The sequence below is a fragment of the uncultured Kushneria sp. genome, assembly GCF_947497025.1.
GTDB lineage: Bacteria > Pseudomonadota > Gammaproteobacteria > Pseudomonadales > Halomonadaceae > Kushneria.
Map to the genome: position 1 here is coordinate 47,638 of NZ_CANMFC010000005.1, position 12,248 is coordinate 59,885.

The window sequence follows — 12,248 nt, forward strand, 5'->3', positions numbered from 1 at the left end:
GTTCTCGAGGGTAATAACCTGAGTTATAGAATACAGGGGAGCGTCATGTTCACGTGAGGGCCTCACGCGTGTCCTGCTCAAACAGGATGCGATTGCCCGTGAGTTCCCGAAAGGGTCAGGCGATGGTCATGATCTGTCGACGTCCCGAGACCGAAAGCATGTCTCCACAGGCGCCGCCGGCGCCGGATACCCGTAGCGCCCCCTGAGGGGGTGACGTCAGGCAGGATGCCGTCGTCTTTTTGTTGATCAAGGAGGACACATGTCAGCTGTACACGCCCAGCGTCACAATACGCTGATGGAAGACCCGTACCCTACGCGTCTGGCGACGCCGTCCGAGCGCACCTGGCTGCCGCGTCAGGAAGATATCCTGCGTGGGCCACAAGAGGGGCCGCTGACGAGCGAGCAGCGCGAGGAATTTCGCCGCAAGGGCTTTGTCTTTATCCCGAACTTTCTCGATGAGGCCGAGCTTGCCGAGTACCAGCGCGAGCTGAATGCCCTGCTTGAACGCGATGATTACCGCGACCAGGACTTCACCATCACCGAGCCGAGCAGCAACGAGATCCGCTCGATCTTTGCCATGCACTTTCTGTCAGAAAAATTCGGGCAGCTGGCGCAGTCTCCGAAGCTGGTCAAAAGCGTTGAGCAGTTGATCGGCGAGGATGTCTACGTGATGCAGGGGCGCATCAACTACAAGCCGGGTTTTGAAGGCAAGGGCTTTGACTGGCACTCCGATTTCGAGACCTGGCACGCCGAGGATGGCATGCCGCGCATGAATGCCGTGAGCGCCTCGATCGTGCTCACCGACAACCACGAGTTCAACGGCCCCCTGATGCTGATCCCGGGCTCGCATGAAAAGTTCGTGCCCTGTATTGGCGAGACGCCGGAAGACAACTACAAAAGTTCGCTGAAAAAACAGGAAGCGGGCGTGCCCGGGCGCGAGGCGCTGGCCGAACTGGTGGCCGAGCACGGCATCGAGGCGCCCAAGGGGCGTGCCGGCGGGCTGTTGCTGTTTGACTGCAATACGCTCCATGGCTCCAATGCCAACATGTCGCCGGACGCTCGCAGCAATATCTTTTTTGTCTTCAATCGGCGTGACAACGCACTCGATGTACCGTTTGCGGCCAAAAAGCATCGTCCCGATTTCCTGGCCCACACGCCGGACGGCCGCTGGCGTGACCTGACTCTTTAAGCCCTTTCAAGGCAGGCCGTATCGAGGGCACGGGCACATGGCGTGCCCTCGTGATCCACGGAAAACAAGCGGCAGGGCGCCATCGCGCTTTGCCGCTTTTTCATGGGTGTGGTTTTGTTATGGCTGTAATAAGGCGTAAGTTGCATCAATCATCATGCATGGATCTTCAAAAGGAACAGGCCATGGCCTTCCAGCCCGGTTTCACCGATGGACGCACGTTTGCCGAGCCTCTGGGCAAGATTGTCTGCGTGGGGCGTAACTACGCCGCCCATGCCAGAGAGCTTGATAACGAGGTGCCCACTACACCGCTCTTGTTTATCAAACCGGCCTCCAGCGCCACGCCCATGAGCGAGCGCATCCGGGTGCCGCGGCATCTGGGCGGGGTACATTTTGAAACCGAGGTGGCCCTTTTGATCGGCCGCCGGCTATGCCGCGCGCGCCCTGAAGAGGTGCTGGCGGCGATTGCCGGCGTGGGGCTGGCGCTGGATCTGACCCTGCGCGATGTCCAGTCAAGACTCAAGGACAAGGGGCACCCGTGGGAGCGGGCCAAGGGCTTTGATGGCGCCTGCCCGATCAGCGAGTTCGTGCCCTTTGATGCACAGGGCATGAATCTTGATGACCTGCGCTTTAGCCTGACCATCGACGGCGAGCGTCGCCAGACCGGGCATACCGCCCTGATGCTGTTCAAGGCGGTCGAACTGATCAAGGAGATGTCGCACTCGTTTACGCTTGAGCCCGGGGATGTGATTCTGACCGGCACGCCGGAAGGGGTCGGGGCACTGCCCGAGGGCGCACGGCTGAACCTGTCTCTGGATGAGTATTTCGAGATCACGGCGCGCAGCTGATTTCATGCTGAAGCAGGCTGGGCGTATACTCGATACCCTGTGCCGGGCCTGACACCCGGCCGCGCTATCCGCGCAGTGCGTGTGGCCCGCTTTCGAAGATCCGAAAGCCCTGCGGCGACACGCTTCTGTCGATGTTCAGACCTGCCCTGCACGGGCGGCATCGCCGCCGTATGGGAACTGCCATCGACAGCGCTTTCGTTGGTTCCGGGCATTGCGCCTCCATGGAATGGACCGGAACCTGTTCGTATTCATTACCATCAAAAGTGATCAGATCATGAGCCAGGAAGACCGGCCGGATAGCCCCTCTACCGCACCGCTTGCCAATGACCGGAGTCATACCCGTCGCCATTCCTCCCCGGTCGTGGACGGCCCGGGCAAGGCGGCCAGCCGCGCCATGCTGCGCGCTGTGGGCTTCAGCGATGAGGATTTTACCAAACCCCAGGTCGGGATCGCGTCGACCTGGAGTCGCGTCACCCCGTGTAACAGCCACATCAACGTGCTGGCGGACGCCGCCAGTGACGGCGCCGATGAGGCCGGCGGCAAGGGCGTGGTGTTCAACACCATCACCGTCAGTGATGGCATCGCCAACGGCACCGAGGGCATGAAGTACTCGATGATCTCGCGCGAGGTCATTGCCGATTCGATCGAGACCGTGGCCGGCTGTGAAGGCTTTGACGGCGTGGTGGCCATCGGCGGCTGCGACAAGAACATGCCCGGCTGCATGATGGGGCTGGCCCGTCTGGACCGCCCCGGTATCTTCGTTTACGGCGGCACCATCCTGCCGGGCGAAGGGCACACCGATATCGTCTCGGTGTTCGAGGCCATGGGCGCCCACTCCCAGGGCAACATGGATCTTATCGACGTCAAGCGCATCGAGGAAACCGCCATTCCAGGGCCGGGTTCCTGCGGCGGCATGTATACCGCCAATACCATGGCCTCTGCCATTGAAGCGCTCGGCATGAGTCTGCCGAACTCCTCGGCACAAAATGCCGTGTCGCAGAACAAGCAGAACGACAGCCGCGCTGCGGGCGCTGCCGTGCTCAAGCTGCTGGAACTCGACATCAAGCCTTCCGACATCATGACCCGCAAGGCGTTTGAAAACGCTGTGACCGTGGTCATTAGTCTTGGCGGTTCCACCAACGCCGTGCTGCACCTGATCGCGATAGCCAACACCATTGGCGTCGAGCTCAATCTGGATGACTTCACCGAGATCGGCAAGCGTGTGCCGGTAGTGGCAGACCTGCGCCCCAGCGGTCATTACATGATGAGCGAGCTGGTCGCCATTGGTGGCATTCAGCCGCTGATGAAGACCCTGCTCGATGCCGGACTGCTGCACGGCGACTGCCTGACCGTCACCGGCAACACGCTGGCCGAAAACCTGGCCGATGTGGCGCCCTATCCGGAAGGTCAGAACATCATCAAGCCGCTGGATAACCCCGTGAAGGCTTCCAGCCACCTGCGCGTGCTCTACGGCAACCTGGCCCCGGAAGGTTCGGTGGCCAAGATCACCGGCAAGGAAGGCACTCGCTTTACCGGCAAGGCTCGCGTATTCAACTCTGAAGAGGAAGCGCAGGCACGCATCAACGACCTGACCGTGGTGGCTGGTGACGTGCTGGTGATTCGCTACGAAGGTCCCCGCGGCGGTCCGGGCATGCGGGAAATGCTCACCCCGACGTCGGCCATCATGGGCCGCGGGCTGGGGGACAAGGTGGCATTGATCACCGACGGGCGCTTCTCCGGCGGCAGCCACGGCTTCGTGGTGGGTCACATCACGCCGGAAGCCTTCAACGGCGGGCCGATCGCGCTGGTCGAAGACGGCGATCAAATCACCATCGATGCCGAAAACGACGTCATGACCCTGCACATCGATGAGGCAGAGATGGCGCGTCGCCGCAGTGCCTGGCAGCGCCCGAAGCCGCGCTACACCCGCGGGGCGATGGCCAAGTACGCCCGTACGGTCAGCTCGGCCTCGCTGGGCGCCATTACCGACCTGCCGGACGCCACCGACGATCTGACCTGATCCTCGGTCTGTCCCTGCACGCAAACGCCCCGGCCATGGCCGGGGCGTTTTTTATTGCCTTTCTCCTGGTTTTCTCCTGAGCGCTCGCTCAGCGTGTTAAAGGCCGTGTTTTCTCCAGAAGCCAGTTCCGGGTTTCCTCATCCACTTCTGGCGACAGCCGCTCGAACACCGTGCGGTGATAGTCATCCAGCCAGGCGATCTCGTCATCGCGTAGCAGCGAGCGCTCGATCAGGCGGGTATCGATGGGGCACAGCGTCAGCGTCTCGAACTCGAGGAAGGCGTCGTCACTGAGGGTCTCAACCTCCGTCACGAGACGATTGACGACCAGGTTTTCGATGCGAATGCCCCACTGATCCGGGCGATAGAGCCCCGGTTCGATCGAGGTGATCATGCCTTCCCGCATGGCGGTCTGGGGTGTGGGCTGCGCCCCGCGGGAGATGACCTGTGGGCCTTCGTGTACGTTGAGGAAATAACCCACGCCGTGGCCGGTGCCGTGGCCGTAGTCCAGGCCCGCTTCCCACAGGGGCGCGCGGGCGATGGCGTCCAGCCGGGGCGCTTCGATGCCTTCCGGAAAGCGGGTCCGCGACAGCACCATCATGCCCTTGAGCACACGGGTGTAGTCGGCCTTCTGAGCCGATGTCGGCTCACCCACCGGAATCACCCGGGTAATGTCGGTGGTGCCGTCCAGATACTGGGCGCCGGAGTCGATCAGCAAAAGTCCCTGACCCTCGATGACGGAATGGGCCGCCTCGGTGGCGCGGTAGTGCGGCAGGGCACCGTTGGCGTTGAAGCCGGCAATGGTGGGAAAGCTGCGCGAGACGAAGTGTTTCTCCCGCACCCGTTCGGCGGTGAGACGCGCATCGATGGTCAGCTCGGTGATCGATTCCCCACGTTCCAGCGTCTCGTCAAGCCAGCAGAGAAACCGGCACAGGGCCGCACCATCGCGGGCCATGGCCGCGCGGACATGATCGATCTCGGCGTCGCTCTTGCAGGCCTTGGCAAGCGTTGTTGGCTGAAAGGCCTCGACGAGCGTGACCTGCCCGGGCAGGGCCTCCACCAGCGACAGCGTCACCCGCGCCGGGTCGATCAGAAGCCGTGTGCCCTTGGGCAGGCGCGTCAGCGACTCGCGGGCTTCGGCATAGTCATGCAAAAACACGCCATCATCGGCCAGCGCCTCGCAAAGCGCCGCTGGCACCTTGTCCTGATCAATGAAAAGACGGACATGGTGAGCATCCACCAGCGCGTGGGCCAGAAACACCGGGTTGTAGTCCACATCGCTGCCGCGCAGATTGAAAAGCCAGGCGATGTCGTCGAGCGTCGAGATCAGGTGCGCGTCGGCGCCGGCGTCATTCATGGCCTGGCGCAGCTGTCCCAGGCGATCAAGGCGGGTCTGGCCGGCAAAGGCGTCGTCATGGGCCATCACCGCCGCCTGCGGCAGGGCCGGTCGATCGGACCAGATCTCCTCGAGCAGATCCCGGTCACTTTTGATCGTGACGCCATCTCCCAGCCGTGCGCTGAAGGCGCGATGGGCGGCCAGCGGCAGGACGGCGCCATCGAAGCCCAGGGTGGCGGGCCCCTGGTGATGGACGTCAAACCAGTCGATCGGAGCGAGAATCTGCTGGCCCTGGGCCACCTTCATCATCTCGATGCCACTGCCGGAAAGCTCCCTGGCGGCCTGCACCCAATAACGGCTGTCGACCCAGAGCCCGGCAAAATCACGGGTGACCAGCAGCGTGCCGACCGATCCGGTAAAACCGGTCAGCCACTCGCGTCCCTGCCAGTGGCCGGGCAGGTATTCCGACAGATGCGGGTCGGACGAGGGGACCAGCCACGCATCGACGCCGTGTGCCGTCATGGATCGACGCAGGGCCTCGATGCGTTGTGAAGGCGTATCGACAGAAGTGGTCATTGCGGTATCTCCGAAGTGCCTGATTCAGCGGCGCGGCCATGGGCCAGCAGTCGGCGGATGGGCCTGATCAATATCATGAGTATGACCGCCCCGATCAGCAGCGCCAGCGCGCAGCGTCCGAAAAGTTCGGGCAGCTGTGCCACCTGCTCGGCGCTGACGTGACCACCGATCAGCCCGGCGACCAGATTGCCCAGTGCCGTGGCGGCAAACCAGATGCCCATGATCTGCCCGCGAATGGGCGTTGGCGCCAGCTCCGTCATGGTGGAAAGCCCTACCGGACTCAGGCAGAGCTCTCCCAGGGTCAACAGCAAAAGGCTGGCCACGATCCACAGCGGTGAGACCTGAGCGGCGCCGCCGACGACCTGCCAGGCGGCCATCATCATCAGGCCAAAGCCTGCGGCGGCAAGGACGAGGCCGGCGCTGAACTTGGTCACGCTTGACGGTTCGAAGCCACGGCGTGCCAGTGCCGGCCACAGCCAGCCGAAAACAGGCGCGATCATGATGATAAACAGCGGGTTGAGCGACTGGAACCAGATCACCGGAATGTCAAAACCCAGCACCTGGCGGTTGGTGTAATCGGCCGCAAACAGGTTGTAGGAGGTGGGCTGCTGCTCGAACGAGGCCCAGAACAGGGCGGCGGCCACAAACAGCACCAGACAGACAATAACGCGGGCGCGGCCCATGCGGTCCAGCCCGCTGAAAAACATCAGATAAAGAAACCAGCCCAGTACGCACAGCCCCACCACATAGCTCATGGTGGTGGCAATCAGGACCGGATTGAAGGTGATCACGCCGGCCAGTCCGAGCGCGGTGATCAGTGCCAGCAGCAGCAGACACGCCGTGACGCCAGCGCCGACATGGCGGCGCCGGTTGACCGGTGCGTCCCAGCTCGAGGCGCGGTCCTGGTCCCGGTCAAAGCGTTTCATGGCCGGGATGGCGGTCAGTCTGAAAATGGTCAGCGCCACCAGCATGCCGATCCCGCCGGCGCCAAATCCCCAGTGCCAGCCGCCGCTGTCCATGGCAAGGCCGGTGATGAGCGGTGCAATGACGGCGCCCAGATTGATACCCATGTAGAAGATCGAGAAACCACCGTCGCGACGACTGTCGCCTTCCGGATAAAGCGTGCCGACCATGACCGAGATACAGGTCTTGAAGATTCCCGAGCCCAGCACGAGCAGAATCAGACCGATATAGAACATGGACGCGCCCCACAGCGCCGATAGCGCGATGGACAGGTGGCCCAGGGCAATCAGAATCGAGCCATACCAGACGGCGCGGCGCTGTCCCAGCCAGTTATCGGCCAGCCAGCCGCCGGGCAGGGCGCTTAAATAGATCATGCCGCCAAAGATGCCGACAATGGCGGCGGCCGTGTCGCGTGGAATGCCCAGCCCGCCCTCGGCAAGCGTTGCTGCCATGTAGAGCACCAGCAGCGGGCGAATGCCATAAAACGAGAAGCGCTCCCACATTTCGGTGAAAAAGAGCGGGCCCAGCGGGCGAGGGTGGCCAAAAAAGCCGCGTTCAGAGGAAGTTGCCATGACAGTATCCAGCAGGTAAGGCCCAGAATCGTAGCGGCCGGTGAGGGCCTTTGATAAACGCCATGCACCATACGAGCCGGCACGGCAGGGTGCAAACCATCCATTGGTGTCATTGCCCGAAAGGATCGAACCAGGTGCCGTGTTCAAAAGCGGTGAAATAATTGTCGGGTAAGTTGCCCCGAGTGTTCCTACACTCAACAGGAAGCCAAACTTCAGGGATGAATCATGAATGTACACAAGGGTATGTGGTGTGCCGGTGCTCTGGCGCTTGCGATGACCGGCGTCAGTCAGATGGCGCAGGCCTCGGTCGAGGAGTCTGCCGACGTGCCCCAGGCCGAGCGTGAGCTGGTCAATCAGTGCCATGATGCCGCCATGGCCAGCAAGGATGGTGACACCTTCGAAAGCTCGCAGCTGTTGATGGAGCAGCAAAACGCCGGGGACTACGAAAAGGGCGAAGAGCTGCTGCTGCACATCAACATGCTGGGCCACGGCACCACCATCTACAACGTCAGCTGCAACGTGGATGAGCAGGGCAACGTGACCTACGAGGAGTTTGAAAAGGCCGGGACGCCGGCAGGCTCCACGCGCTGATCAACGTCCAGGATATCCATGAGAAAGGCCCCATCCGGGGCCTTTCTGCTGTCAGGAGACAGTTTCATCAGGAGACAGCTTCATGGCGCTTTCGCTGTGTAATCGCACATCCTTTTCCATTGATACCCCCGTGGGCGTGATCAGCGACACGCACGGACTGCTGCGCAATGAGGCCTTGAAAGCGCTCGAAGGCTGCGCGCTGATCCTGCATCTGGGCGATGTCGGCGACCCGTCCATCCTGGATCGGCTTGCCGAAATGGCACCGCTGATTGTGGTGCGGGGCAATATTGATCGGGAAGACTGGTGCGAGATGTTGCCCATGCATCGCGACATCACGGTCAACGGCTGGCGGCTGCATCTGGTGCATGACATGGCCGATTTTGACAGCGCGACAGTTTGCGACGCCGTGTTGTTCGGGCACTCTCATAAACCGCGTCAGCAGTGGGTCGAGGAAAGCTCGGGGAAGAGGCGGCTTTACTTCAATCCGGGCAGCGCCGGCAGGCGCCGTTTCAGGCTGCCGATCACGGCCGGCAGGCTTGATGCCCGCAAGGACAGGCTGTGCAGTGGCGTGATGCATTTTGTACTGGAGGGCTGATGCCCGGCGGCGCCGGGCATCAGGGGGTGGTTGTATGAACGGATCGCGTTACATCGGAGGAACGGTGCCCTCCAGCCCGACAATCACGACCTTCGCCTGTACGGGCGAGGCGGACAGGTCGCCGGCCACAAAGACCGCTTCACCCTTTTTAATGTCGTCCATGGTGGCTTTCTGAACGGCCACGACCGGCACATCACGCGGTACCATGATCTGCTTTTGGCCATCACCGTAATCCACGGTCAGGGTCATCATGTTCTGATCACCGCTTTCCGACTGGCTGACGGTGCCATTGGTCATTGTCGAGCCACCGCCGGCGCCGCCCATCCTGCTGCTGTCGGCCTGGCTGACGGTGCCGTTGGTCATGGTCGAGCCACCGCCGGCGCCGCCCATCTTGCCGCTGTCGGCCTGGCTGACGGTGCCGTTGGTCATGCTTGAGCCACCGCCAGAGCCGCCCATCTTGCTGCCTGACGAACCGCTCTGGTCATGTCCGCGCGGGGTATCCCACGGGTAGTCGCCTTCACCGGTACCCTTCATCTCCTCAGGAAAGACGACCACTTCCAGTGCCTTTGAAGGCTGGCCATTCTCACCTGGCGCATTGGCGGTGCCGATAAAGGTGCCTTCCCTGATCTCGTCAAGGCTCGACGGCGTGACGCCTGCCACGCGTGTCTGGTCATTGATGGTCACCTCATGTGTGTCGCCACCGCTGGTGGACTCCACGGTAAAACCGTGATCGCTGACCGCACTGATGGTGCCGCGCAGGTGCTCGGGTGTCTTGCCTGATGCATCAGCCGCCAGGGCAGTACCGGCCGAGAAGGCGCAGGCCAGTGCGATGGCCGAGGCCAGCAGGGTGGGGCGAGCAGTGTTATAAAACGTCATCAAAACCTCCTGAATCTTTCGGAGAGCGGGGCCATGGCATGACGCCATCCTCCCGGGATGTCTTTCAGTTCAGCCTGGCATAAGCTTTTGTCAAATCGACATCGGTGATACACGACCAAAGCACCACAAATAGTTGCTAGATACCGGCATACCAGGTATAGCCGCGGTCTTCCCAGTAGCCGCCCCTGCCGCCCTGAATATCATCGAAGTGTTCGACCAGCGTAATGCCCTTGAGATACTTGGCCATCTTGTAGCCGAGCTGTCGTTCCACGCGCAGGCGCAGCGGCGCGCCATTGCCCACGGGCAGCGGTTCGCCGTTGAGCGAATGGGCCAGCAGGGTCTGGGGGTGGAAGGCCTCGACCATGTCGATGCTTTCGTAATAATCGTGCTCACCATCAAGCTGATCCATGCAATGAAAGACCACGTAGCGCGCCGAGGCGTGTACGCCGGCCTGCTCCAGAATGTCGCCCAGCACCGGTCCTGACCACTGCCCGATGGCGCTCCAGCCTTCCACACAATCGTGGCGAGTAATCTGGGTGCGCGAGGGCATTCCGCGAAGCGTTTCAAGCGAGAGTTCCAGCGGCGTCTGCACCAGGCCGTCTACCGTGAGGCGCCAGTCGGTGAAATCGTAGGCGGCCAGCTGTCGATACAGTGCGGTCTGTGGGTCCACCGTGCCGTTGGGCCGAAAGACCGGCGATATCATCGAGGCCGGATACTCCACGGCCAGCGACTCGCGCCCGGCCAGCAAACGCTGCGCCTTGAGATTGAGCGTCTCGGCACTGCCGATAAGCTGGATAATGGCATCGTTTTCCGACAGCCGATCGCAGCCGACCAGTCCCAGGGCTGCCGCTCCCAGAAGGGTACGCTGCAACAGGGCGCGGCGAGTCAAAGAGGGTTCTGATGGTGGGCGCCGGCTCATGACGGTGACTCCGGATCAGAAGACGAAGACTCGCGTGGCATGTGGCCGGTGATCATGCCGCGCAGCTGGCGCAGGGGGTTGGAGAGCAGCACCATCACCATGTGAACCACGGCAAACAGCACCAGTGAAAAGGCCGTGATGAAATGAAGCGAGCGGGCGCTCTGGCGCCCGCCGAACAGGTCCAGCAGCCAGGGGGCGGCGGCATTGATGGTCGGCGACATGCAAAGACCGGTCACGATCATCAGCGGCAGCGCCAGAAATACCACACTCAGATAGCTGAGCTTCTGCAGGCCGTTGTACTTATCCGCATGATCATGAAAACGCAGCTTGAGATGATGGATGACGTCCTGCCCCAGAGCGCGCCAGTCGCGACCATCAAGCCAGAAATTGCGGCGAAAGTGGCCACTCAATAGCGCATAAAGGGCAAAGAGTGCGCCGCTGATGGCAAACAGCCAGGCAAAGAAGAAGTGCCACAGCCGGCCCATGCTCAGAAACTGATAGCTCGGTAGCGTCGCCCAGGCAGGGAAGCCGCCAACGCTCTCGCCCGAGTATCCCAGTACGCCGGTGGTCGTGAACTGCCAGGGCCCCAGCGCGGTCATGCCGTTGATACTGCCATCGGCGGCCCGCATGGCGTACATCTCAAGCCAGGGGGCATCAAAGCTGGAGGCACTGCCCCAGTAAAGCGCAGGGTGGGCGTTGAAAATCTGCAGGCCGCTGAGCAGCAGCACGATCAGACACCAGAGATTGACCCAGTGCCAGACGCGCACCGGCAGGCGATGTCGCAGGCGGCGCGTGATGCTTTTATCTGAAGAGCGTCCGGGCATGCCAATGTCCCGCAGAACAGGGTGAGTTCTGGAGTATGGGCCGGAATTGCCGCCTTCTGCCAGTCATCCTGCTCCACGGCAACTTCAATAACAGGGAAGGAAAAGTGGCGCTGGTCAGAAAAATTAACGCCCGCCAGGGCGGGCGCGATATGAAACATTACTGGCCGGGATTACCGGACTGGCTGGGATTACCGGCGCGCCAGGCCATGGAGGAAATAAAGGAAGACGAGCCGCTGATCAGGGCCTCGGTGACCCCGCTTTCGGTACACCACGTCTGGCTGTCGGCCATGCCCAGGCGGGCGCTGGTCGTGCGAATGGACTGGCTGTCATTGTCGATGTAGATACACTCAAGCGGTGTATCCCGCGGCGGTGCCTGCTCTGAAGTCAGGGTGTAGCCGCCCTTGCGTACGACGTCGCGATAGTTGCTGACAATACCTTCCATGGTACTACTCCTTGAAACATGACTCGGGTTTTGCTGACCGGATCGCCTTCATTGGCAATAACGGTTATCCCCTATCCAAGCATCCAGCGCGAGCGCGCGCCATAACATAAGTTTATATTGATACAACCCTTCATTAGTCAAATCTCTTTACTGACTTATGTAGTGAGACAAACGTGCATCAAACGCATCATCGTCTATATTTTTATCCAGTATCCACATGGCCGTTCACGGAGAGAACCCTATGACCAATCGCACGGAAGATCCCAGCCATAACGAGCAGGCCAGCAATCTCGAGAAGGACCCCAACGACTGGGCCACGGGTGATGAAAGCATGACCGGTGCTCAGGCTTCCTACCTGCGCACGCTGTGCGAAGAAGCCGGTGTCGACTTCGACGATTCGCTCAACAAGGCCGACGCGTCCAAAATGATTGATGAGCTCCAGCACAAGACCGGCCGGGGCGAGAATCACTGATCCTGTTGCCACAGAAACGTCAGCAGTTGAA

General features: G+C 61.5%; 12 protein-coding genes. 6 read left to right on the forward strand and 6 right to left on the reverse strand.

Features of this window, described 5'->3' with window-relative positions:
• Window positions 1–259: 259 nt before the first annotated feature.
• The 3 genes from thpD to ilvD all read left to right on the forward strand — a co-directional run bounded on the left by thpD (window position 260) and on the right by ilvD (window position 4,054).
• Window positions 260–1,189: an ectoine hydroxylase gene (gene thpD / locus Q0931_RS10605; RefSeq protein ID WP_299260059.1), complete on the forward strand. Its 930-nt coding sequence runs from the start codon at window positions 260–262 to the stop codon at window positions 1,187–1,189.
• Between the two features lie 182 nt (window positions 1,190–1,371).
• Window positions 1,372–2,034: a fumarylacetoacetate hydrolase family protein gene (locus Q0931_RS10610; protein WP_299260061.1), complete on the forward strand. Its 663-nt coding sequence runs from the start codon at window positions 1,372–1,374 to the stop codon at window positions 2,032–2,034.
• A gap of 274 nt (window positions 2,035–2,308) precedes the next feature.
• Window positions 2,309–4,054: a dihydroxy-acid dehydratase gene (ilvD, locus tag Q0931_RS10615; RefSeq protein WP_299260062.1), complete on the forward strand. Its 1,746-nt coding sequence runs from the start codon at window positions 2,309–2,311 to the stop codon at window positions 4,052–4,054.
• An 88-nt stretch (window positions 4,055–4,142) separates the two neighbouring features.
• Here ilvD and Q0931_RS10620 read toward each other — a convergent pair whose 3' ends face one another.
• Window positions 4,143–5,963: an aminopeptidase P family protein gene (locus Q0931_RS10620; protein WP_299260066.1), complete on the reverse strand. Its 1,821-nt coding sequence runs from the start codon at window positions 5,961–5,963 to the stop codon at window positions 4,143–4,145.
• A complete protein-coding gene (locus Q0931_RS10625; protein WP_299260068.1) occupies window positions 5,960–7,498 on the reverse strand; it encodes a peptide MFS transporter in 1,539 nt (512 codons plus the stop codon). Before Q0931_RS10625 ends, Q0931_RS10620 begins: the two co-directional genes overlap by 4 nt.
• Before the next feature lie 225 nt (window positions 7,499–7,723).
• On the opposite strand from Q0931_RS10625, the gene Q0931_RS10630 reads away from it, so the two are divergent.
• A complete protein-coding gene (locus Q0931_RS10630) occupies window positions 7,724–8,089 on the forward strand; it encodes a hypothetical protein (RefSeq protein ID WP_299260070.1) in 366 nt (121 codons plus the stop codon).
• Window positions 8,090–8,171: 82 nt separating this feature from the next.
• Window positions 8,172–8,684 (forward strand): metallophosphoesterase family protein, encoded by a 513-nt coding sequence (locus Q0931_RS10635; RefSeq protein WP_299260072.1) that lies wholly within the window; start codon window positions 8,172–8,174, stop codon window positions 8,682–8,684.
• Between the two features lie 48 nt (window positions 8,685–8,732).
• On the opposite strand, the gene Q0931_RS10640 is transcribed toward Q0931_RS10635, so the two are convergent.
• The 4 genes from Q0931_RS10640 to Q0931_RS10655 form a co-directional block, all read right to left on the reverse strand.
• The gene (locus Q0931_RS10640) at window positions 8,733–9,560 is read right to left on the reverse strand and encodes a hypothetical protein (RefSeq protein WP_299260074.1); all 828 of its coding nucleotides are present in this window, start codon (window positions 9,558–9,560) and stop codon (window positions 8,733–8,735) included.
• A gap of 136 nt (window positions 9,561–9,696) precedes the next feature.
• Window positions 9,697–10,479, reverse strand: a complete 783-nt coding sequence (locus Q0931_RS10645) for a molybdopterin-binding protein (RefSeq protein WP_299260076.1) — start codon at window positions 10,477–10,479, stop codon at window positions 9,697–9,699.
• Window positions 10,476–11,303 carry a cytochrome b/b6 domain-containing protein gene (locus tag Q0931_RS10650; RefSeq protein WP_299260077.1) on the reverse strand — a complete coding sequence of 276 codons (828 nt, stop codon included), beginning with the start codon at window positions 11,301–11,303 and terminating at the stop codon, window positions 10,476–10,478. The genes Q0931_RS10645 and Q0931_RS10650 overlap by 4 nt, the downstream gene beginning before the upstream one ends.
• A gap of 157 nt (window positions 11,304–11,460) precedes the next feature.
• Window positions 11,461–11,745: a hypothetical protein gene (locus Q0931_RS10655; RefSeq protein WP_299260079.1), complete on the reverse strand. Its 285-nt coding sequence runs from the start codon at window positions 11,743–11,745 to the stop codon at window positions 11,461–11,463.
• Window positions 11,746–11,986: 241 nt separating this feature from the next.
• Here Q0931_RS10655 and Q0931_RS10660 point away from each other — a divergent pair, with 241 nt between their 5' ends.
• Window positions 11,987–12,217: a DUF3072 domain-containing protein gene (locus tag Q0931_RS10660; RefSeq protein WP_299260081.1), complete on the forward strand. Its 231-nt coding sequence runs from the start codon at window positions 11,987–11,989 to the stop codon at window positions 12,215–12,217.
• Window positions 12,218–12,248 lie beyond the last annotated feature (31 nt).

Excerpts from the sequence above, each read along its gene's own strand:
- Q0931_RS10645 (WP_299260076.1), bottom strand. The coding sequence starts at position 10,479 with ATGAGCCGGCGCCCACCATCAGAACCCTCTTTGACTCGCCGCGCCCTG.
- Q0931_RS10620 (WP_299260066.1), bottom strand. The coding sequence starts at position 5,963 with ATGACCACTTCTGTCGATACGCCTTCACAACGCATCGAGGCCCTGCGT.
- Q0931_RS10630 (WP_299260070.1), top strand. The coding sequence starts at position 7,724 with ATGAATGTACACAAGGGTATGTGGTGTGCCGGTGCTCTGGCGCTTGCG.
- thpD (WP_299260059.1), top strand. The coding sequence starts at position 260 with ATGTCAGCTGTACACGCCCAGCGTCACAATACGCTGATGGAAGACCCG.
- Q0931_RS10635 (WP_299260072.1), top strand. The coding sequence starts at position 8,172 with ATGGCGCTTTCGCTGTGTAATCGCACATCCTTTTCCATTGATACCCCC.
- Q0931_RS10660 (WP_299260081.1), top strand. The coding sequence starts at position 11,987 with ATGACCAATCGCACGGAAGATCCCAGCCATAACGAGCAGGCCAGCAAT.
- Q0931_RS10640 (WP_299260074.1), bottom strand. The coding sequence starts at position 9,560 with ATGACGTTTTATAACACTGCTCGCCCCACCCTGCTGGCCTCGGCCATC.
- Q0931_RS10610 (WP_299260061.1), top strand. The coding sequence starts at position 1,372 with ATGGCCTTCCAGCCCGGTTTCACCGATGGACGCACGTTTGCCGAGCCT.
- Q0931_RS10650 (WP_299260077.1), bottom strand. The coding sequence starts at position 11,303 with ATGCCCGGACGCTCTTCAGATAAAAGCATCACGCGCCGCCTGCGACAT.
- Q0931_RS10655 (WP_299260079.1), bottom strand. The coding sequence starts at position 11,745 with ATGGAAGGTATTGTCAGCAACTATCGCGACGTCGTACGCAAGGGCGGC.
- ilvD (WP_299260062.1), top strand. The coding sequence starts at position 2,309 with ATGAGCCAGGAAGACCGGCCGGATAGCCCCTCTACCGCACCGCTTGCC.
- Q0931_RS10625 (WP_299260068.1), bottom strand. The coding sequence starts at position 7,498 with ATGGCAACTTCCTCTGAACGCGGCTTTTTTGGCCACCCTCGCCCGCTG.